This window comes from Paenibacillus kribbensis (genome assembly GCF_001705305.1).
Taxonomy (GTDB): Bacteria; Bacillota; Bacilli; order Paenibacillales; family Paenibacillaceae; genus Paenibacillus; species Paenibacillus kribbensis_B.
This window is the reverse complement of record NZ_MCBP01000002.1, coordinates 212113-235058: the sequence shown is the minus strand read 5'-3', so window position 1 is coordinate 235058 and position 22946 is coordinate 212113. Positions and strand designations below refer to the sequence as shown.

General features: G+C 47.0%; 17 protein-coding genes. 14 read left to right on the top strand and 3 right to left on the bottom strand.

Features of this window, described 5'->3' with window-relative positions; all coding sequences use genetic code 11:
• Positions 1-83 precede the first annotated feature (83 nt).
• The 11 genes from BAZ21_RS04295 (at position 84) to BAZ21_RS04250 (ending at position 12200) form a co-directional block, all read left to right on the top strand.
• Positions 84-1103, top strand: coding sequence for an LLM class flavin-dependent oxidoreductase (locus BAZ21_RS04295; protein ID WP_068497422.1), 1020 nt, complete (start codon positions 84-86; stop codon positions 1101-1103).
• Between the two features lie 181 nt (positions 1104-1284).
• Positions 1285-1443 (top strand): hypothetical protein, encoded by a 159-nt coding sequence (locus tag BAZ21_RS28805; protein ID WP_157739695.1) that lies wholly within the window; start codon positions 1285-1287, stop codon positions 1441-1443.
• Between the two features lie 111 nt (positions 1444-1554).
• Positions 1555-2238 (top strand): hypothetical protein, encoded by a 684-nt coding sequence (locus tag BAZ21_RS04290; RefSeq protein WP_068497421.1) that lies wholly within the window; start codon positions 1555-1557, stop codon positions 2236-2238.
• Between the two features lie 315 nt (positions 2239-2553).
• A complete protein-coding gene (locus BAZ21_RS04285) occupies positions 2554-3447 on the top strand; it encodes an ABC transporter ATP-binding protein (protein WP_068497418.1) in 894 nt (297 codons plus the stop codon).
• Positions 3448-3459: 12 nt separating this feature from the next.
• On the top strand, positions 3460-4263 hold the full coding sequence (locus BAZ21_RS04280; RefSeq protein ID WP_068497416.1) for a (2Fe-2S)-binding protein: 804 nt from the start codon (positions 3460-3462) through the stop codon (positions 4261-4263).
• Between the two features lie 92 nt (positions 4264-4355).
• Positions 4356-4832, top strand: a complete 477-nt coding sequence (locus BAZ21_RS04275) for a glutathione peroxidase (RefSeq protein ID WP_068497414.1) — start codon at positions 4356-4358, stop codon at positions 4830-4832.
• A gap of 387 nt (positions 4833-5219) precedes the next feature.
• Complete coding sequence (locus tag BAZ21_RS04270; protein ID WP_068497409.1) at positions 5220-6581, top strand: FAD-dependent oxidoreductase; 1362 nt, start codon at positions 5220-5222, stop codon at positions 6579-6581.
• 388 nt (positions 6582-6969) lie between these two features.
• The gene (locus tag BAZ21_RS04265) at positions 6970-7815 is read left to right on the top strand and encodes a formate/nitrite transporter family protein (RefSeq protein WP_068497407.1); all 846 of its coding nucleotides are present in this window, start codon (positions 6970-6972) and stop codon (positions 7813-7815) included.
• Positions 7816-8173: 358 nt separating this feature from the next.
• On the top strand, positions 8174-10306 hold the full coding sequence (locus BAZ21_RS04260; RefSeq protein WP_068497405.1) for a molybdopterin-containing oxidoreductase family protein: 2133 nt from the start codon (positions 8174-8176) through the stop codon (positions 10304-10306).
• A gap of 46 nt (positions 10307-10352) precedes the next feature.
• Entirely contained in the window at positions 10353-11600 is a 1248-nt protein-coding gene (locus BAZ21_RS04255) for an MFS transporter (RefSeq protein ID WP_068497403.1), read from the top strand.
• 105 nt (positions 11601-11705) lie between these two features.
• Positions 11706-12200 (top strand): GNAT family N-acetyltransferase, encoded by a 495-nt coding sequence (locus tag BAZ21_RS04250; RefSeq protein WP_068497397.1) that lies wholly within the window; start codon positions 11706-11708, stop codon positions 12198-12200.
• A gap of 99 nt (positions 12201-12299) precedes the next feature.
• Here BAZ21_RS04250 and BAZ21_RS04245 read toward each other — a convergent pair whose 3' ends face one another.
• Together BAZ21_RS04245 and BAZ21_RS04240 are read right to left on the bottom strand one after the other, a co-directional pair.
• Positions 12300-12848 carry a GNAT family N-acetyltransferase gene (locus BAZ21_RS04245; RefSeq protein ID WP_068497394.1) on the bottom strand — a complete coding sequence of 183 codons (549 nt, stop codon included), beginning with the start codon at positions 12846-12848 and terminating at the stop codon, positions 12300-12302.
• A gap of 84 nt (positions 12849-12932) precedes the next feature.
• On the bottom strand, positions 12933-13661 hold the full coding sequence (locus BAZ21_RS04240; RefSeq protein WP_068497392.1) for a copper amine oxidase: 729 nt from the start codon (positions 13659-13661) through the stop codon (positions 12933-12935).
• A 207-nt stretch (positions 13662-13868) separates the two neighbouring features.
• On the opposite strand from BAZ21_RS04240, the gene BAZ21_RS04235 reads away from it, so the two are divergent.
• Positions 13869-15548 carry a glutamine--tRNA ligase/YqeY domain fusion protein gene (locus BAZ21_RS04235; protein WP_068497391.1) on the top strand — a complete coding sequence of 560 codons (1680 nt, stop codon included), beginning with the start codon at positions 13869-13871 and terminating at the stop codon, positions 15546-15548.
• Between the two features lie 149 nt (positions 15549-15697).
• Here the strand turns inward: BAZ21_RS04235 and BAZ21_RS04230 are convergent, their stop codons facing one another.
• On the bottom strand, positions 15698-16921 hold the full coding sequence (locus BAZ21_RS04230; protein WP_068497389.1) for an MFS transporter: 1224 nt from the start codon (positions 16919-16921) through the stop codon (positions 15698-15700).
• A 513-nt stretch (positions 16922-17434) separates the two neighbouring features.
• Here BAZ21_RS04230 and BAZ21_RS04225 point away from each other — a divergent pair.
• Both BAZ21_RS04225 and BAZ21_RS04220 read left to right on the top strand, forming a co-directional pair.
• Entirely contained in the window at positions 17435-19258 is a 1824-nt protein-coding gene (locus tag BAZ21_RS04225; RefSeq protein ID WP_068497387.1) for a motility associated factor glycosyltransferase family protein, read from the top strand.
• Positions 19259-19275: 17 nt separating this feature from the next.
• Positions 19276-22905, top strand: coding sequence for an Ig-like domain-containing protein (locus BAZ21_RS04220; protein WP_068497386.1), 3630 nt, complete (start codon positions 19276-19278; stop codon positions 22903-22905).
• Positions 22906-22946 lie beyond the last annotated feature (41 nt).

The following is a 22946-nucleotide window of genomic DNA, read 5'->3' as shown; positions in this document are numbered from 1 at the left end:
TTTTAACCCCTCTTGGGTAACTGTGGCTTCACATGCTATAATTAATGCCTATTCTTATTCCACAACAGAAAGGTCAGACTTTTATGATAAAACTCAGCATTCTTGACCAATCTCCGGTATCGGAAGGCATGACGCATGCGCAAGCATTACAAAAGACCGCTGAGCTTGCTATAGAGGCGGAGCGCTTGGGTTATCATCGCTTTTGGGTGTCAGAGCATCATGCTGCCTCTAATCTTGCTGGCTCAAGCCCGGAGGTATTGATCTCGCATCTGGCCGCCCGTACCTCTACGATTCGAGTCGGATCGGGTGGTGTAATGCTGCCGCATTACAGCGCTTATAAAGTAGCGGAAAATTTTCGGGTACTGGAGGGCTTGTATCCGGGACGCATTGATTTGGGTCTCGGACGAGCGCCGGGAGGCATGCCGATTGCTACCAGAGCCTTGCAGGAGGGAAAAATGAGGGGCGGCGTTGATCTGTACCCTGAGCAGCTGGATGATCTGCTAGCGTATTTGCATGACAGCACAGGCAACCAGCATCGCTTTGGTTCGCTACAAGCGATGCCACTCGTAGAGACAGCACCGGAAATGTGGCTGCTTGGCTCCAGCGGTGATAGTGCCGGTCTGGCCGCCGAGCGTGGCGTGGGCTTTGCGTTCGCCCAGTTTATTAACGGGGAAGGCGGTACAGAAGCTATGAAGGGGTATCAGGAGAGCTTCCAGCCTTCCCGGCATAGTGACCAGCCGCGTTCACTTGTCGCCATATTTGCGATCTGTGCGGATACCGAAGAAGAAGCGAACCGCTTGGCCTCCAGTATGGACTTGTCCCTGGTGTTGCTGGAGCAGGGAATGCGCTCCGCAGGAACACCTTCTGTAGAAAAGGCTTTGGCGTATCCATATACCCCATATGACCGGATGCGTATTCGCGAAAATCGCAAGCGTATGGTGGTTGGTTCGCCCGACCAGGTAAAGCGTCAAATAGAGCAATTATGCAAGGACTATCATGCACAAGAGGTCATGGTTGCGAGCATCATTCACGACTTTGACGCGAAGATGAAGTCGATACGTCTTATGGCTGAAGCATTTGGGCTGTCTGCTGTACGTTCTTAATGCGATTGGCGGGAGATAGAGAGAACTGGGGCTCTATACAAAACTTCAGGGAAATAAAGTAAAAGAGAGCCGTTGCGACCAGCACGGCTTCTTTGCATTTGGAAGTATACGTATAAAAAATGATAAAAACATGTAATTAACAAGTTAGGAATATAGAGGTAAAATTTATTTATTCCTTCTATTGGCCAAAAACACTAAAAAATACAAGAATCCAAAAATAAGACTTACTAGAAATGAGGTTGATAATGCACCAAAAATAAAATCAGATGCAGGTAACGTAAAGAACTTAGTTGTACCATTCACTGTTGATGAGTGTGTTGGGCCTTTGATGAAGGAATAATATATACCTACCACAAATCCGTACGACAAATACTTAATTAGTTTTTTTTCGAATTTACTCATAATGACAACCACCCTAAAATTATTTTTGGAAAAGGAGAATTAAGAAAATATGAAACCATTCAAAGTAATGACAAAAACCGCAATATTGGCAGCAATGACTGCGCTATTACTCCCATACGGCGCCCTTGCTTCTGCAAGTGAAGCACCAAATCCGTTATCTTCTAGTATACAAGCCGAAATAGGGAACTGGGAAAAAACGGACGAAATAACATCTAACCATGGGCAAGTATACAAATATACAGGCTCAAGTAGTAATGTTGGAGAGGATGTTTATTACTATTATGTCAATTATGATAATCTAACGCAAGAAAAAGGCAAAAAAGATATTGTTAGCCCACAGTCATGGGGGATTGGTCCAATCGTTAAAACTAATGAAAATAAAGGTTATTGGGTTGATACTAATAATGCACTTCGTGTAAGTACTTATTATGGACCTGGCGATGCAAAACTTACAGTATCATCTTCAATCACAGCCCAAGTAGAGGGATCGATTTCGGGTTCTGCTGAAGCAATAGAAGCCAGCATGGGATTTAGTCTGAGTCAGGGTTTTTCGCTATCTGATGAATACTCTGTGAAAGTTCCTAAGGGAGAAAGATGGGTTATTAGTGCTTTTCCACGATATGAGAAACATAGACTAGGAGTTTATGATCCATACCCGTGGGGGGATTCCTTCTTAGGTTATGTGATGGTGTCTAAACCTGTTGGGGTTGCCTTTAGAGTTGATAAACATTAATTATTAGATTAGATGTATTGAAATAAAACAGGAGCCGTTGCGATCAGCGCGGCTCCTGTTTTATGACGAAAGCTCTCAAAAGGACAATTAAGGAGCAGTCAGGTGCCTAAGTACATTCCTCATTGAGTAACCCCAAATTTGCTTATTTTAAGGGCATATTTGATGATCTGAATCGTATGTTAAAGGGAATATGCCACTTAACACTTGATAATGATTATCAATATCTTTATTATATAAAGATAGGATGAAGTTTTGATGAATATCGTGCGTCAAGCCCGTGACTATATATTGGATAAGGGAAAGGGATGATTCCAAATGTTTCGTCTGAAAACGGCAAATCTGGATATTGCTTATGAAGATCGGTTGATTGTAGAAGATCTGAACGTTGAAATACCGCAAGGGAAAATTACCGCATTGGTGGGCGCAAATGGCTCCGGCAAGTCCACCATTCTGAAAACGATGGCTCGCATCATGAATCCTAAAGGTGGTAGTGTTCTGCTTGACGGTAAATCCATTCATAAGCAATCCACCCGGGAGGTCGCCAAACAGTTGGCTATTTTGCCGCAGAATCCGACTGCACCGGAAGGATTGACCGTGACGGAACTGGTATCTTACGGACGTTTTCCCTATCAAAAAGGTTTTGGCTCCATGAAAGCTGACGACCGCAAAATGGTAGAGTGGGCGATCCAGGTAACGGGAATGAGCGAGTTCCACGATCGCCCGATTGATCAGCTTTCTGGCGGTCAGCGTCAGCGTGCATGGATTGCTATGGCGCTCGCGCAGGATACGGATATTTTGTTTCTCGATGAGCCGACTACATTTTTGGATATGGCGCATCAACTGGAAGTGCTGCATTTACTAGAGTATTTGAATACTTCTGCGGAACGCACCATTGTTATGGTCGTTCATGATTTGAATCATGCGGCCCGGTATGCTCAGCATATGATCGCGATCAAAAAAGGGAAGGCCAAGGCGGTAGGAGCTCCAACCGAGGTTATGTCCCCGGATGTGTTGCGTGAGGTATTTGGTATTGAAGCGGATATCGTAACAGATCCTCGTACGGGCGTACCGCTCTGTCTTCCGTATGCCCTGGCTGGACAGCCAACGGTAAGCCAAGCTGTGAAGGACATGAATTTGGAAGAGAAGCAATCGGCGGGTTCTGTTGGAGAGCGGCGTGAAGCTAGACCAAAAGTTGCAGCAAGAGGCTAAAGGGGACACAAGATGAAACCACTGGATTACGATCAGCTGGAGCAATTGGCGAAAATAGTGACAGACACGCCGGCAGATGCAGTGTATTCCGGGCCAGTGGCAGAATGGCTTGAACCGGAGAAGGCTCGTTCAGTATTGGAGTATTATGGTGAGCTTCTGCAAGCTGAAGACCTTTTGACCGCAGCTGTGTATTTGGTGAACCAGTTGCGTGGTCTTGTGTTTGCCCAGCATTTTATGGTGTCCTTGTGTGAACGTAGGCTAGATCTGTCCATTTCCAATCTCAGAATCCATATTTGTTGTGAAGGAAATTCCCCTTCTATTAGCTTGCAGGTCATCGACCCGACAGAGCTGGATAATGCGCGACTGGACGGAGAGAAACATTCATCCGAACAAGCGCAGCAAGCGCTTCGTGACTTTTACAGCTTGCAGCTGCGGCCCATATTGGAGGCATTGGCTGCGGCAGGAGGCGTATCCATGGGACAGATGTGGGGACAGTTTCCGTTGACTTTGTTGTATTTTAAGGACAGAATACAGCCCATGTTGACCGATCCACAGGATGTGAAGCGTTTTGAACAAGATTTTGGTTATGTGACGCGGGAGCTGGAGGGAGAGGTATTCGGACGTAAAAGAAACCCGTTTACCGTTCGTCTCGTTGAACTGGACAATCCTTACCGCCCCGGTGAAAATACTTACATGAAACCGTCCTGCTGCCAATATTACAAGACAGGCGGGGGCCAGCGGTATTGTTATGCTTGTCCAAGAATGTCGGCTTCGGAGCGTGAGGAGCGTAGACGCGAAGTGTTGGCATCACGGTAAGCCCTATGAGGATAGGCTGTTGGCATGTCCGTTGCGTTTTGGGTAAAATAGGTTATGAAACCTAAACTACTCGATACGAAGGAGGATGCTGTATGTCTGTCTATTCTCATCATGCCGTAACACCAGCGAATCAGGAGGTTCCTTTGGACACCTACACCGGCAAGGTGTTGGTTATTGCGAATACCGCCAGCAAATGCGGACTTACCCCGCAATATGGAGACTTGCAAAAGCTTTATGACGAATATAAAGATCGGGGCTTGGTTGTATTAGGCTTCCCTTGCAACCAATTTGGCGGTCAGGAGCCGGGCAGCAGCGAGGAAGCGGCTGAATTTTGCCAATTGAATTACGGAGTTACGTTTCCGGTATTCGCCAAAGTGGATGTCAACGGTCCAGATACAGCGCCTCTGTTTGAATATTTGAAGCAGCAGCAGCCTGGAGAGCAGGAAGATGGTACGATTCAATGGAATTTTACGAAATTCATTGTGAATCGTGAGGGTGTGCCTGTGGCCCGTTTTGAGCCTAAGGAATCACCAGAGGCCATGAAGACGGTCATTGAGCAATTGCTATGATAGCTTTGCTTTAATTCCAAAGTATATGTCTAAAAAAAGGCCTGATTTCCGGCATTTCTCCGGGAAACGGGCCTTTTTTGCTGTCTATATATCACATTCGCTTGGATGATCGCTGCTTCTTTTGAGAGTCTGTTTTAAAGGCATAATCGGGGTCATACAGGGAAAACTACATGAAACAAAGAGGCGTTCATCAAATGACAGGCTTTGTGTATCCTTGTTTTTTAATTGTGGACAAATTGTGAATATCATAAAAAGCTATTGTAATGTGAAAAAGATCACATTATAATAAGTGCATGAAGTGAAATAAATCACAAGAGGCAATCTGGTAACGTGAAACAATTCACAATTATTATACAATAATGCCCACACACCAAGGAGGAATTCAACATGAAAGTAGCAGTTATCGGATGTACACACGCAGGCACGGCAGCAATCGTCAACACAGCTAAATGTTATCCAGATGCCGAAATTACCGTTTACGAGCGCAATGATAATATTTCGTTTTTATCTTGTGGTATTGCACTCTATGTAGGTGGTGTCGTCAAGGATCCGCACGGATTGTTCTATTCATCCCCGGATCAGCTGGCTGACATGGGTGTAGTGACCAAGATGCTTCATGAGGTGACAAGTGTAGATACAGTCGGCAAAACGCTGCGTGCACGTGATCTCCAAACAGGTGAAGAATTTACGGACACATTTGATAAATTGATTGTAACGACTGGCTCTTGGCCTATTATTCCGAAGCTGGAAGGCATTGAGCTTGATCATATTTTGCTCTGTAAAAACTATAATCATTCGAACGAGATCATTGAGAAAGCCAAGCACGTGCAGAACATCACAGTTGTCGGAGCCGGATACATCGGTGTTGAGCTGGTGGAAGCTTTCCAAATGAACGGTAAAAATGTAACGCTGATCGATAGCGCTGATCGTATATTGAATAAATATCTGGACCACGAGTATACAGACCGGATTGAAAATTCTCTGAAAGAACACGGCATCAAGCTGGTACTGGGCGAAACCGTGAGTCGGTTTGAGGGGACAAATGGCAAGGTGAGTAAAGTCGTGACCTCCGAAGGAGAATACGAAACAGAGCTTGTTATTCTCTGCATCGGCTTCCGTCCTCAAACAGATCTGCTCAAAGGTCAGGTGGATATGCTGCCGAACGGTGCGATCATCGTGGACAATTATATGCAAAGCAGCTGCCCGGACGTATTTGCAGCAGGTGACAGCTGTGCAATTCGCTACAATCCGACAGGCAAAACGGCTTATATCCCGCTGGCGACAAACGCGGTTCGCATGGGTACGCTGGTAGCACGCAATCTGGTGCAGCCGACAATTGCCTACATGGGAACACAAGGAACCTCGGGTATTAAAATTTATGAAGACAATATTGCAGGAACAGGTCTGACGGAAGCAGCGGCAGTAGACGAAGGAATGAGCGTAGAGGCTGTAACCATTGAGGACAGCTATCGCCCTGAATTTATGCCAACCTCTGAAAAGGTGCTTCTGAAAGTTGTATATGAGCGGGAGACACGGAGAATTGTTGGGGCTCAAATTATGTCAAAGGTGGATTTGACACAATCCATTAACACCCTATCCGTAGCCATTCAAAATCATATGACCATTGACCAACTGGCCTTTGTCGATTTCTTCTTCCAGCCGCATTATAACAAGCCTTGGAATTTCCTGAATGCAGCAGGGTTGGAAGCATTGCCTTCGCTAGCTGAACGAAAACCAGTTACCGTATAATTCGATTTGTCTGTGACATTGTTCATAAGTTTGTCAACAATCTGAGACGTATGAACGAATCCTTATAGTACAATATAGAGAGCATAAGGATTAGGGGGAGAGGTAGATAATGGATTTGTTTTATATCCTTTTTCTTGTAGTTGTCGCAGCAATCGGTCTCGGCGGAGTTCTTTGGTTCTTGAGAGCAGTTGAAAAGGAAGAATATAATTAATTATAAGTGCTTAGTGGCGCGGTAGACGCATTAATACACGAAAAACAGTCCTTGATCCAAGGGCTGTTTTTTTTAATAACTATAAAAGTGATTTTTTTCACAAACTTAATCACTGATTTTAAATAAAATATGAAAGAAGAATATAAGAGTAAAAAGATGTTAAAGGAGCGGGAACATATGGCAAGCTATAAACCGGGGCAAATTGCCGAAAAGACGGTGGAAACAGGAGTGGCCAAAGCGAACAACCCGTGGACCGTGTCGGTGGTATTGGGATTTTTGGCAGGTGCATTTATTGCACTCGGATTTTTGCTGGATATACGTGTTATTGCAAGCGCGCCTAAGGAATGGGGGAGTATTGCTACCTTTATTGGAGCTGCCGTGTTCCCTGTAGGGCTGGTATTAGTATTGATCGCTGGCGGAGAATTGCTGACCGGCAATATGATGGCTGTCCCTTTGGCGAGATGGGCAGGACGGATTAAGACCGGCGCCATGCTTCGTAATCTGGTCATTATTACGCTTAGTAATTTTGCAGGTGCGTTATTTGTTGCATTTTTCTTTGGCCATGTACTGGGTCTGACAGAAGCGGGTCCTTATTTGGACAAAGTGGTGGATATGGCAGGTCATAAGCTGCATGATAGCTTTTTGCAATCGTTTATATCTGGTATTGGATGTAACTGGCTGGTAGCGCTGGCTGTATGGCTGGCGTATAGCACGGATTCAATAGGTGGAAAAATTATGGGGATTTGGTTCCCTACCATGGCTTTTGTTGCTATTGGCTTTCAGCACGTTGTGGCCAATATGTTTCTCATTCCGGCGGCTATCTTTGCAGGCCATTTTTCATGGGCAGATTATATCATGAACTTTATTCCGGTCTGGCTGGGAAATCTGGTTGGAGGAAGCCTGTTTGTGGCTGGGGCTTACTGGTTAGCCTATTTGAAAAAGCCGCATTCCGATGCACATCCAGTGAGCGGAACTCAGACTACTTCTTCGGTTGCTCCAAATCCGTTGAGTGATCGTGCTTGATTAGTAACTGTTGACAGAATCGAGCAAAGCAAATCCGCCATGACAGGTCCGGGGGAACGAAACCTGTCATGGCGGATTTTTTTGGGAGTGGTCCATGATTTGGCATGGAGGATGAGTGTGCTCTCGTCCATAATGCCTTGATCTCTTTTACCCCTGGTAAGCAATGATGAAACAGGGCTATAAAAAAATAATTGTGATTGTTCGAAAATCCGTTTTGCTCTATGCAGCAGGCGGATTTTTTGGCTCTTTCGGTCGGAAGCTGCTTGGCAAAATCCTTCTCTTGCCATAGCTCATAGCTGTAGATATGATAAGTACAGTGTAATTTTTGGAAACGGTAACGGAAAGGAGCATCAACACCATGGATCATCGCAACAGCGCGCCTTCTGAGGCTACGCTTCAACCAGACTTACAAAGAGGGCAGCAGATGACGGATCAGGCCGATGGTATTTTTCCGGCTGTGTGTCCGCTAGATTGCCCAGATACGTGCGGGCTCCTGCTTCACAAGGAAAATGGGAAAATTGTCAAGGTAACGGGTAACCCGGATCATCCTATTACAAAAGGGGCTATTTGTAATAAAGTTCGTAATATGACGGAACGGGTATATGACCCTGATCGGGTGCTCTATCCGCTGAAGCGTGTAGGCCCCAAAGGAGCAGGGAAATTTGAACGAATTAGCTGGGAAGAGGCAGTCGGTACCATTACAGGTCGGTTCAAGGAGCTGATTCGTACGGACGGCCCGGAATCCATTCTTCCCTACAGCTTTTATGGCAATATGGGCGTATTGAGTGTGGACGGGATGGATCGCCGATTTTTCAATGCGCTGGGCTCTAGTCAGCTGGATCAGACGATTTGCAGCGTAGCCGGGAATGAAGGCTGGGCATCTGTCATGGGTTTTAAAGGGGGCACCAGCCCGGAGGATACAGAGGATGCAGACCTGATTATTGTATGGGGTGGAAATGTCATCAGCACGAACATGCATCAGGTAGTATTAGCCGAGAAGGCACGTAAAAAAGGTGCCAAGGTGGTTGTTATTGATGTTCATCGTAACCGGACGGCGCAATGGGCGGATTGGTTCATTCCTTTATACCCGGGAACGGATACGGCGCTCGTGTTGGGAATGATGAACGTGCTGTTCGAGCAAGGGCTAACGGACGATGAATTTTTACACCGCTACACGGTAGGCCATGAGGAACTGCGCGAGCATGTTAAGGCGTACACCCCGGAGCGGGTTGCGCGTATTACGGGTGTACCTGCAGCGGATATCATTCGCCTGGCGGAGATGTACGGACAGGCGCGAGCGGCGTATATCAATATCGGCAACGGGCTTCAACACCATGATAATGGCGGCATGAATGTACGCGCGGTAACATGCTTGCCCGCGCTCACCGGACAATGGCTGAAGCACGGAGGAGGCGCATCACGCTCCAATGGCGCTTACGCCAAATTTAACGGCGCCAATCTGGCGCGTCCTGATCTGCGCCGGAACCCGGATGCCCGGGTGATCAACATGAACCGGATCGGAGAAGCGTTGCTGCAAAAGGATGAGCCAATCAAGGCGCTGTTTGTATATTGCAGCAATCCGGTGGTCGTAGCACCGGATGCGGAACGGGTGATGCAGGGGTTTGAACGGGAGGATCTATTCACGGTCGTGCATGACCTGTTTCTGACCGATACGGCCCGCTATGCGGATATCGTGCTGCCTGCGGCGTCTTCTTTTGAAGGTACAGACCTGTACAAATCCTACTGGCATCACTATATACAGATGCAGAAGCCAGTCATTGCTCCGCTCGGAGAAAGCAAAAGCAACTATGAACTGTTTAGCCTGCTCGGACGAGCCATGGGCTTTGATGAAGCTGCATTTACGGAAAGTGAAGAGGACATGATCGCGGGTGCACTGGATAACCCAACGAATCCCTATCTCAATGGTGTTACTTTAGAAGCTTTGCAGCAGTCGCCTTTTGTAAAGCTGGACATGACGCCCAAAGCTACCTATCTGGATCGTCTAACCACGCCTTCGGGCAAGATTGAGCTGTATTCGGAACGCATGAAGCAAATGGGTCTGCCCGCGATGCCTACGTATGTGCCGCTGGTCGAAGGTTATGACGGAGAGCAGCGACCGCAAGCGGGTGAGCAGTTTCCACTGATGTTTATTTCACCGCCAAATCATAATTTTCTCAATTCCACCTTCGCCAATCTGCCCAAGCATCAGCGATTGGAGCGGGAGCCTGTGCTGCAAATTCACCCGGAGGATGCTCAGACAAGAGACATCGTGGAGGGGGATCTGGTTACCGTATGGAATGGTCGGGGAACGTACGAGCTGAAAGCCAAAGTTACCGATCTGATGCTGCCTGGTACAGTGATTAGCCAAGGGTTATGGTGGGAAGGCAAGGGGCGCAGACAGCGTGCCAATGCGTTAACCTCTGATCGGCTGTCAGATATGGGACAGGGGGCAACTTTCTTTTCAACGGTGGTGAATGTGAAGCGTCAATGAGCTTATGCCTTTTATGGCGTCACATACTAAAGGAGAAACAAAAGATATGAAATGGTTGGAGTCTTATCCGAAAGAAGTAAAGGTGTTTCTCGTCGCCAGCCTGATTAATTCCGCCGGAAGCTCCCTGATGTGGCCGCTGGTCAGCATGTACGTGTTTGACGAGCTGAACCGCAGTATGGGAGATGCGGGGATTGCGATTTTAGTGCAGTCTCTGGGCGGGATTTTTGGTCAGGTGCTGGGAGGAGCCCTGTATCACCGTATTGGAGCCAAGAAGCTGATTGTCGGTTCACTGGCTATGAACGCGCTGGGACTTCTCACGCTTCCATTTACCAGCGGACATTGGGTTGCGTTTGTCATCATGATGGGTTTTATCGGTTTTTTTAATGTGGTATCTGTGCCTGCGATTCAGGCCTTTGTAGGCTTTCGCTTCGCTGACCGTCGGGGTGAGCTGTTTAATATTATTTATGTCGCCAATAATATCGGGGTGGCCTTAGGAACGGGATTGAGCGGCGTTCTGGCGGATCTTTCCTATCAGCTCAGCTTTGTGATGAACGGGGTAACCTCGGCGGTATTTGCCGGATTTTTCTGGTCCTATCTTAGCAGGGTGGATCGGGAAGAGGGGGAAGTTCATCTCGGCAAGTCAGTGAGGAAAAGAGAGGAATTATCGGCTGGGCTGCTTTTTCGTGATACCAGACTGTATCTGTTTGTTGGCCTGGGGTCGCTTTTTTTATGGTTTGGCAATTCCATCTGGAATACGGGAGTATCTCCATTTATTATCGAGCAGGGCTTGCCTAAAACGATGTACGGGCTTCTGTGGACGTTGAATGGTATTCTTATTTTTGCTGCACAGCCGATTATTTTCTGGATAAAACGTCTGTATGCCCGGCATGCTTCAGCCCAAATGACATGGGCCGGAGGATTTTACCTGTTGGCTTATATTATCATGCTGGGTACACAGAACTATACGGGGATGATATTCGCTATGGTCTTGGCTACACTGGGAGAAATGCTGATTGCCCCTGCGGTTCCGGCATTTCTGTCTGATCACGGAGGTCGAGGAGCGCCCTTTTACATCGGGCTTGTGGGGGGCATTGGCGCAGCCGGACGGGTGATGGGACCTTATATTATGGGAAGGCTGTATGATTTTGGCGGTTTACCGCCCGCACTTTGGCTGGCAATAGGCGTAGCGGTGTTGTCGATTCTGTTTTTTGTCCTGCATAGCTGGTTGAACCGTTCCCGGCATGATTTGGATGTTTTCGAAGCTGCTACCAAGGTGGATACTCCCAGTTCTTAAGTCCCAATAAAAGTTCAGTAATGAGCCATGATTATGGTACAATAAGTGACGGGATAGCTACAGTTATTGCTTCAGGAAAGCCTTCACAGGAAGGATTGAAAGGAATTGTTTATAAGTCAACCCCTGACGATACGTCATTCGGAGATGAAGGATGCTCCTGATCTGATTGCGCTGGATGAATTGGTATGGAATGAACGAACGGCCCCCGCTTCACTGTCATGGAAGTCGCGCGGGGAGTTTTTACGCAATTCGCCTCCGGGTTCCCAACTGGTCGCCATTGAGCAGGGAGTGCTCTGCGGGTATGTCGGATTTCGTTCTCCAACACTGGTGGCTAGTAATCGCCATGTGTTGGAAATCAATATAGCCGTACATCCCGATTATCATCGTAAAGGCATTGGGATGGCGCTTATGAACTCCATGAAGGACATTGCTGCTGCTGAGGGCATACGCAAATTAAGTTTGCGGGTACTCTCCTGTAACACGGAAGCCCTTATGTTCTATGAGAAATGTGGTTTCGTGATCGAAGGACGTCTGCATGAGGAGTTTTACATCACAGGCCAATTTGTGGATGATGTGTTAATGGCCTATTTCTTAAAATAGGCCGGAGGCCGCGAACAGCAACATTTGTTTTTCATGTCCTGCTCATAATAAACAGCGCCGCAGACCCTATAGACTGCGGCGCTGTTTTATGGTGCAGTGTTATCGAAGCTGCTTCCATTCCTTTTGGAGCATACCGTACACGGCGTGGTTCATGTAGCCGTCGGGCAGCAATTCTGCTTCGCGTACAATGCCTTCGAGTACAAAGCCCAGACGTTCCGGAATACCGCGACTGCGGCAATTCGTAGTTGCGCAGCGGATTTCGACCCGATGCAAATCCAGCTCCATCAGCGCATATTCGACGAATACACGGCAGGCGCTGGTCATGAGGCCTTGTCCTTCATACCCATGTCCAAGCCAGTATCCAATGCTGACCGAACGGTGATTCCAGTTGATCTCATGGTAGCTGATAATGCCAGCAAGCTCGTTATCCATCCAGATGCCGGCGGTCAGGCTACCATTCTCTGCGGCTTGTTTCAGGGCGCTCTGTACGAATTGCTCTGTGTGGCTGATTTCCGTGGTGGAGTCTACCCATGGAAGCCATTGACGCAAACGGTCACGGGACATTTCGATCAGCTCAAACAGAGGCTGCACATGCTCCTTGGTGAGCGGCCGAAGGACTGTGCGTTCGTCCAATGCGTATGTAAACATGATTGATCCCCTCTTTCACTCGGAAAATCGCTAAACCAGCCAGTCTAGCATGTAATCTCATGCTACCTTATTCTGCGAAAGTCGTCAAAACGAAGAAGAAGCTTCAAATTCTATAGGTCCTACCCGGAACCGCCCATGCTCGTATACATACTTCAGCTTCAAATCACCTACAAATTCGGTAGGCGATACACTGCCCGATACGATGGCTCTTAGAGAGGACTGTTCGGCATCATACATCACGACAGAGCTGAAATCGAGCTGCTTCGTAAATTGGGAAGGATCATCGTAAAACGCTGACGCTTTTGGGTCCATCGTGCATGTGGTGGCACCGTCAATCATGACAGCGATATGCACCTGCTGTTTGCGGTCGCGCAGCTCCACGACGCTCTGTACGCGCCGGGACACGGCGTCTGCCGCTGATTCGACCACGTACTCCTCCATCGTCTGTGCGTTAACAATATGCAGTTCCTGCAATTCGACACCTGTTCCCGAGGCACGTGTAATGATCACGACGGCTTCACGGATGCCATCTCCGTTTACATCCTTGTAATATAACTGTGGTGCGGTAGAAATATCCGCAGAGCCTGACCATTCGAATGTGCGGCGCTGCTGACCGATTTCCAGCACAGCCGAACGGAACAGCCCTTGTGACGGATTCACAGCGTATAAGTTGACAGATGAGTCTTCCGGAGCGACAGCTAACGGACGAGATTGCACAGGCCGGGTCGTCGGGCTTGATGAAGGATGTGCAGGTGTCGTCACGGAAGAGGACAACAGCATAGACAGCAGGATTACGATAAGCAGCTTAAACACGGGTGGGTCTCCTTTTCCGGACAAATTAAAAGATATATACAATATAACGAATTTATTTACCGAAAATGTTAACTCTTTTTCATAACTTGCACCTTTTTTTGCTGTAGAGAGCATATGGATTTTCATTTTATTGAGTTATGTGTTGTGAAAGGGTATATTTAAGGGAACAGGTTTTGCATAGATTATACGGAAGAAAGGTTGATTAGCGTGGAGAAGCCGATCACTCCCCCCAATTTTATTAAAAGTGTCATTGAAGAGGACCTACGAACGGGTAAGGTAAAGGAGGTTGTTACACGCTTTCCGCCTGAACCAAACGGATATTTGCACATTGGGCATGCCAAAGCCATCTGGATCAATTTCTCACTGGGAGATGAATTCGGAGGACGCACGAACCTGCGCTTCGATGATACCAATCCGGCGAAGGAAGACACGGAATACGTGAACTCCATTCAGGAGGACGTGAAGTGGCTTGGTTATGAATGGGAAGAAAAACATTTTGCCTCCAATTATTTTGAAGAAATGTACAATCGTGCCATTTTGTTAATCCAAAAGGGTAAAGCCTACGTGGATGACCAAAGCGCGGACCAAATTCGCGAAACTCGCGGTACGCTGACTGAGCCGGGACAAAATAGCCCTTATCGCGATCGCAGCGTGGAAGAGAATTTCAAGCTGTTTGAAGAGATGCGTGCAGGTAAATATCAGAACGGTGAAAAGGTGCTGCGCGCCAAGATTGATATGGCCTCGCCAAACATCAATTTGCGTGATCCGGTTATTTACCGTATTTCGCACACAGCACATCACAATACAGGTGACACATGGTGCATCTACCCGATGTATTCCTATGCGCATCCGCTGGAGGATGCTATTGAGGGCGTGACCCACTCGCTCTGTTCGCTGGAGTTTGAGGATCAACGACCACTGTACGACTGGGTTGTAGCTGAATGTGAGATGGAAAAGGTGCCTCATCAATACGAATTCGGACGGCTGAATTTGGCCCAAACAGTAACCAGCAAACGCAAGCTGAAGCTTCTGGTAGATGAGAAGCATGTAGACGGCTGGGATGATCCGCGTATGCCGACGATTTCAGGTTTGCGTCGTCGCGGCTATACACCGGAGGCTATCCGTGATTTCGTATACGAGACGGGTATTTCCAAAGCCTACGGAGTTATCGATTTGCAGGTGCTGGAGCATTTTGCACGTGAGGACTTGAAGCTCAAGGCACCTCGTACCATGGCAGTCATTGATCCGTTAAAGGTGGTTATCACCAACTACCCTGAGGGACAGGTTGAAATGCTGGAGGCGGAAAACAACACAGAAAATCCAGAGCTTGGCACACGCCAAATTCCATTTTCTCGTGAAATTTATATTGAGCGTGAGGATTTTATGGAAAATCCGCCGAGCAAATACTTCCGTTTGTTCCCTGGTAATGAAGTACGTCTCAAACACGCTTATTTCATTAAATGCAACGATGTAATTAAGGATGCGGACGGAAATGTAACGGAAATTCACTGTACTTATGATATAGAAACAAAGAGTGGATCAGGCTTTACTGGACGTAAAGTGAAGGGCACGATCCACTGGGTAGAGGCTACTCGGGCAGTTCCGGCTGAATTCCGTTTGTACGAGCCTTTGATTAATGCAGAGGAGCCGGAGGCAATGGAAGAGGACGGATCGGAAAAAACATTCCTTGATCAATTGAATCCGAAATCTTTGGAAATTGCTCATGGCTACGTGGAGCCAAACATGAAAGAGGCCCAAGCGCAGGACAAGTTCCAATTTTTCCGTCATGGTTATTTCAGTGTCGATCCGAAGCTGTCCAAGCCGGGCGAGCCTGTATTTAACCGTGTTGTATCGCTGAAAAGCTCTTTCCAATTGCCTAAGCAATAGGTGGTTGGAAAGAGTGGAACCAGAGGTAGTTCTGTGCGACCAGGTTAATAAAGGAGTCTGCCGTGGGCAGACTCCTTTATTTTATGTTTTGTTTACTTGTTCTTGATAAGTGCTGTTGACGATAGATATACCGCATTCCTCTGGTGTTGTTAAAGGGACTCTTTTGTTCGTTTATGCTCGTTCGCGTGACAGGGCTGATAGCCGTTCTTGTGCAGCATATACCACATGATGGCGAATCCCACAGAGCCAAGCAGGGCGAAGAAAACCCCTACATTGTACATCATTTCCCCACCGAAGTTTTGGAACAGCCAGCCTCCCGCAAAACCTGCGACGATGCCGGAAATGCCGCTCCAGGTCAAGGTATATACAGCCTGCCCGGATGAACGGTAAGCAGTAGGAGTGAACAGGACGGTTAGCTGAGTACCTACATAAAAATACCCACCGAAGGTGATGCAATGAAGTGTCTGAATGAATACGATCTGAATCGGGTCTGTGGCCAGGGCCATCAGTTCCCACCGTAAGGCAAACAGCAAGCTGACGAGGGCCAGACAGCCGACCATCACGGTCATTTTTTTCTTCAAGAAGCGATCAAATAGCAAAAAGACAATAACTTCGAATACCGATGACATAAAGACGGCAAAACCAAGCATCAGTTTGGACCCGCCCAGCTCGGTGATGTACAGGGACATAAAGGCACTGTTGATCGAATTCGGGATGGAGACAAGGATACCCAATAAAATAAAGGATATAAAGTAACCGTTCATCAAAATGCTGCCAAAGCCACGCAAATGAATGGCCGCTGTCTCCACAGTGCTTTTCAGTGGTGGGATCGTCAGGGTGCAGATCAGTGCAGCCAGCAGCAGTACTGTAAAGATGCTGGATATGCTGGATATTCCCATTTGGTCAACGAGCATGCCAGCAACTGCCGCAGTCACAGCCCAGCCGAAGGAGCCCCATATGCGAAACGAACCGAATTTTCGATCCGTGCCCTCAATGTAGCTGAGAATAAGACTGTTGCTCTGGGCGAATAAAGGGCTTTGGAAAAAATAAAAACCAATCATCGATACATAGATCATGACATACGTATGGACATGAAATAAAGCTTGCAGCAATAACAATGTACCTATAATCATAAATAGCAGTATGCGACGGAGGTTGCGGCTCCGATCGCTTGTATATCCCCAAAAAGGGTTCGCGAATACGGATACAAAAGGTCCGATGGCCATCAGGCTCCCAATTTCAAGCTTGTCCATGCCGATATCCTGCAAATACAATGGGAAGAAGCTGGAGAAAATGACCATAGCCCCATATAGAAAAAAGTTATACAGCTTTAGGGAATATAGAGAACTCTCTTGAATTTCTCTCTTTTGCAAGACAAGCCATTCCTTTCTTAGCCCGATAGAGAACTGCGCATCGATGCCGATCTGTGGGGAGGTTCTTTATTCCAATGTATCATGTGTTGAAAGGGTTAACAAACCAATAAATTAACAATTATGTAATATTTATTTAAGGGCATTAATTCGATAATAGCTTAAGCAAACTTAATAACTATTGCGTTATTTTGCTAGTTTTGATTTTTGGTGCTCCAAGGGGCGACATGTAGATGAACTGCAGCGTTTGAGTCTATATATTGTTGGTTCAAGCAGATGCTTGGTTGGTTACAAAATCTTTATTTATAAATAGGTTCTTAAGACCTAAAGTTTATATAAAGAATAGCCGATACTTAATCCATAATCAGGGTGATTTAGGATTATTTTTTTCTGATTTAAAATATAATGACGCAGATATTACATAAAATCAGAATACTATTCTCTATAAGGGAATATATGGGTTCATCTGACCTATATCGTTGGTTTTATGAGATATCGGGTGGAAAGGAATGGAAAATGGCATCACAGCATCGTAGAGACAATTCCTTGTACCGCCGTTTTCCTCGGCTTCATCTGCTTCAGGCAGGAGAAGGATGTGAGTTGCTGGCTTCTGAAACCAACGAGCCCAACATAGCACTGACTCGTGAGGGACGATCATATTATTTACATGATCCTGAGCAGCCTAGGCGGGAAGCAGAGCTATTTATCTCCGGGTTTAAAGAGGTTAAACCCCAAGCGCACGTGATCTTTTTTGGAGTAGGACTTGGGTATCATATCCGCGAATTTTTGCATAAGCACCCAAATACCAGCTTCTCCATCGTCGAGCCGGATACTGGTGTGATGAATGTTTTTTTGCAGCACCTGAATGAAAACGACTGGGTGGCTGATGAGATGATCGAAGAAGTTATGGTAGGAGCAATAACGGGGGAGACGCTCAGTACACTGCACAGGTTGATTGACCGTGTATCTGGAGTATTAGTTGTTCCGTGGCTCCCGTACCGCTCTCTATTTAATGCGGAATTGAAGAAATTTAATGAAATATTGTACAGGATGGTCTCTAACAAGAAGGACAAAATGGCTATCAATAACGTGTACGAAAAAAAATGGGCGTTAAACAGTATTCATAATTTCCCTTTTATTTTACATAGTTCAGATTTTCTGCACACAGGAGCAGAACATATTGCGGGCAAGCCAGTCTTGATTATATCTGCTGGCCCTTCGCTTAACGACGAAATTGAGCATCTTCGTCATATTCGTGAGAATAATCTTGCGTACCTGTTTACGGTAGGGTCGGCAGTAAATACGCTGGTGGAGCATGGCATTTATCCGCACGGCACATTCAGTTATGACCCGAACGAATACAACGTAAATGTAATTCAAAAGGTGATCGACAAGGGAATTGATTCTATTCCACTCATTTTCGGCAGTACGGTCGGCAAACATACACTCGATGATTATCCAGGTCGTCTTATGCATGTCATCATCTCTCAGGATGAGCTCTCCATGCACATATTGCGCACACCGGAGGGACATAAACCGACGATTATTAATGATGCTCCTTCTGTAGCGGTCATTGCACTCCAATGTATGATCCGGATGAAAGCAGACCCTATTGTGCTGGTGGGGCAAAATTTAGCTTATCGCGATGAACAATATTATGCTGAGGGGATTACCAATTCTCAAGGAATTCCGGTTAGTGTCAATTCACCGCGTGTTGAGGGTGTCCATGGCCAACAGGTTGTGACAAATCATTCTTTTATTAAAATGAAAACGGAAATGGAATTTTACATCAATATAGCAAGAGAGACTGAATTTATTAACACAACACGTGAGGGTGCTGTTATTAAGGGAACATCTTTTCAGAACTTGGAAGATGTAATCCGAGTAGGGTTAAAAGGTTCAATTGATGATTCATGGTTGAAAACAAGCAGCAATCCGGAGTATGATCCTCATTTTTTGAAGTCACGTATTGAAGAACTTCAGAGGGATGAAGAGGTCTTTCAAAAAATTATGGAACAGATTCACCACGCTCTGCTCGACATTAAACAAAAGCTCAGTTTGAAGCAGGCCAATATGCTGAATGTGTCCTTCGGGCACTTTGACGATTTGTTTGCCTCATTATTGAGAAACGATTTCTTCAAAATATACATTCTGCCTCGCCATCGTATGCGGCATGAGTTTTTATACAGCAAAATGGATGTCATTCAGAACAGTAGAAATCCTCAGATCAGAGGGGAACAAATTCTGCTGTACTTCGGAGATTTCATATGGAAATGCCAGCAAGATTATATGGAAATCAAGAGTGAAATCCATGAATTTCACCGTTCCATTCATGCCTAAATAAAAGGAGCACATATATGAGCAAGAAAAAAAGAAATAAGAATCATGTAAACCGAATAATTAAGGCAAGTGTACTGACAACACAGGTATTTAACCTAGCCAACCCTTATATGGCAGCGACGTTTGCGGCGGAGAGTCCTAACAGTGAAATCATAGAAAATGCAGATATGCCGGATGGATTCTCCACGAGTGCCTCTTCACTGAGTGTGGCTTCATCGGTCTATATGCAGGCGCAAATGGAAGAACCTCCTCACTATACCTGGTTATCCCCGCAGCAGGAAAGTGGAGTTTCATTGACCGCAAATCTGTCCATGTTGTTCAGCGAAGATGTAGAACTGGGTACAGGCCATCTTATTGTACATCAGTGGGATGGAACCGAGGTTGGACGGATCGACGTGAGTGGAGGAACGGTTACAGGAGGCACGGTACAAATCAGCGGACAGTACGTGTCGATGATGCTGGACCATCCGTTGTCAGACAATACCCGGTACTATGTAGAGGTCAGTTCAGGCATGTTTATGGATCGTGGTGGTCAGGGATCGAACAGCATTTGGGATCAGAGCACCTGGAACTTCGTGACAGCGAATGAGACGGCGCCGAAGCTGGTGTCGAAGACGCCTGAAGGTCTTTATTTAAGTGGTGTGGGACCAGGAAAAGCGTACTTTAACATGGAGTTCAACGAGCCAGTGAGATGGAATCACGGGTATGTAAGACTGCACGAGGCATCGGGAGGAGCCGTGGTCCGTGAGCTGCGGATATCCGGTGCAGGGGACTTGAACAGGATATATACGGTGTCAGGCCAGGAAAAAATAGCACAATTTATGCTATCGGGCGGACTGGAAGAAGGAAAACCTTATTATGTGGAAGTTACTTCAGGTGCGCTGACAGATATGGCGATGAACCCGTATGCGGGGGTGCATACTCCAGAGGAATGGACATTCCGTACGGGAGATATGCAGCCGTATTATACGGACCTGTATCCGCAGGGAAGCGGTCAGACGCTGACGCCGAGCTTGAGCATGATCTTCAGCGAAGAGATGAGATTGGGCGCAGGCCAACTCACCGTGCATCAGTGGGATGGAACCGAGGTTGGACGGATCGACGTGAGTGGAGGAACGGTTGCAGGAGGTACGGTACGTATCAGCGGACAGTACGTGTCGATGAAGCTGGACCATCCGCTGGCAGACAATACTTGGTACTATGTAGAGGTCAGCTCGGGGATGTTTGTGGATCGTGGAGGTCAGGGATCGAATAGCGTTTGGGACAAGAGCATGTGGAACTTCGTGACAGCGAATGAGACGGCACCGAAGCTGGTGTCGAAGACGCCGGAAGGTCTTTATTTAAGTGGTGTGGGACCAGGAAAAGCGTACTTTAACATGGAGTTCAACGAGCCAGTGAGATGGAATCACGGGTATGTAAGACTGCACGAGGCCTCGGGAGGAGCCGTAGTTCGTGAGCTGCGGATATCCGGTGCAGGGGATTTGAACAGGATATATACGGTGTCAGGCCAGGAAAAAATAGCACAATTTATGCTATCGGGCGGACTGGAAGAAGGGAAACCTTATTATGTGGAAATCACCTCGGGAGCACTGACAGATATGGCAATGAACCCGTATGCGGGGGTGCATACTCCAGAGGAATGGACATTCCGCACGGGAGATATGCAGCCGTATTATACGGACCTGTATCCGCAGGGAAGCGGTCAGACGCTGACGCCGAGCTTGAGCATGATCTTCAGCGAAGAGATGAGGCTGGGGGCAGGCCATCTCACCGTGCACCAGTGGGATGGAACCGAGGTTGGACGGATCGACGTAAGCGGAGGCACGGTTGCAGGAGGCACGATACAAATCAGTGGCCAGCACGTGTCGATGAAGCTGGACCATCCGCTGGCAGACAATACCTGGTACTATGTAGAGGTCAGCTCGGGGATGTTTGTGGATCGTGGAGGCCAGGGATCGAACAGCGTTTGGGACAAGAGCATGTGGAACTTCGTGACAGCGGATGAGACGGCACCGAAGCTGGTGTCGAAGTCGCCGGAAGGTCTTTATTTAAGTGGTGTGGGACTAGGAAAAGCGTACTTTAACATGGAGTTCAACGAGCCGGTGAGATGGAATCACGGGTATGTAAGACTGCACGAAGCATCGGGGGGAGCCGTGGTTCGTGAGCTGCGGATATCCGGTGCAGGGGACTCGAACAGGATATATACGGTGTCAGGCCAGGAGAAGATGGCGTACTTTGTGCTATCGGGCGGATTGGAAGAAGGGAAACCTTATTATGTGGAAATCACCTCGGGAGCACTGACAGATATGGCAATGAACCCGTATGCGGGGGTGCATACTCCAGAGGAATGGACATTCCGTACGGGAGATGAGCGCCCACATCGTTCCAAGGATAAAGAAACGTCTGATCAGGATACCTCGTCTGCGGCTTCACAAACGGAGTCTAAGACTGGTGTCGTATTAACAGACGCTAAGACAGTACCCGATAAGAGCAGTACTATTCAACTTATCGGCTTGAATGATGGAGAAGCCAGTCAAGCTCTGAATGTTACAAATGTTGACCAGAAAGAGCTGGTAGTTGATGCTTCGGGATACAATAAAGCAGCAAAAGTGAATATACCTTCTGCCTTTTTAAAAGAATATCAAAAAGAAACTAAAAAGGTACCGATCAGCATACGCACAGATGTAGCCCAGTTCACTCTTTCTACTGAACTGGTTGACAAATTGGTCTCATTATATCCTGAAGACAACCTGATCGTCGAAATTTCATCGTTGGCAGGCGAAAACGGGGCACAAGTACGGCAAGCTATTGCTGACACGGGTTTAGTGGGTGTTGTGGTAAACCCGGTTGATTTCAAGCTAATGGCCGGAAATCAAGAGATCACTGAATTTTTCGGGCATTACGTGGAGCGGAAATTGATACTCGATCATGAGGTTGACCCTGAGCATGTAGCGGCTGTATGGTTCGATCCTCAGACAGGTGTGCTGTCATCTGTTCCCGTGTTGATACGGAATGTGAATGGACAAACAGAGGCAATCATCAAATCAAATCATAACAGCATTTATGCTGTAGTCTCAGCAGACAAAAAGTTTAAGGATCTGGAGAATCATTGGGCGCAAAAAGATGTGGAGATGCTGGCAAACAAGCTGATTGTCAAAGGTGTCCAACCTGATATTTTTGAGCCAAATCGGGCTGTAACAAGAGCTGAATTTGTGGCATTGCTTGTGCGTGGGCTTGGTATGCAGGAGAAACCGTTAGCAGAGCATTTTACAGATGTAAAAGAAGATGCCTGGTATGCCGGTAGTATTGGGGCTGCGATGGAAGCTGGTCTGATCCGTGGTTACGGAAATCAGTCATTTGGACCAGAAAAGGTGATTACGCGCGAGGAGATCGCAGTCATTACCGAGAAGGCTGCGCATTATGCTCAGGCTCTGAATGCCGGTTCTTCCAGTGAGAAATATAAAGAGATGTACAGTGATGCTTCTACGGTTTCTCCTTGGGCCCAAGAGGCTATGGCGCAGGCCACAGAGCAAGGCTTGATCAAAGGCGTGTCTCCGGACCTGCTTGCTCCCAAACAGCAGGCAACACGGGTAGAAGCGACCTCGATATTAAAACGGTTTTTGCAACTTATTAAGTTCATAAATTAAAAAACAAAATTAAAAAACAATGAATTAGACGAATTAATACT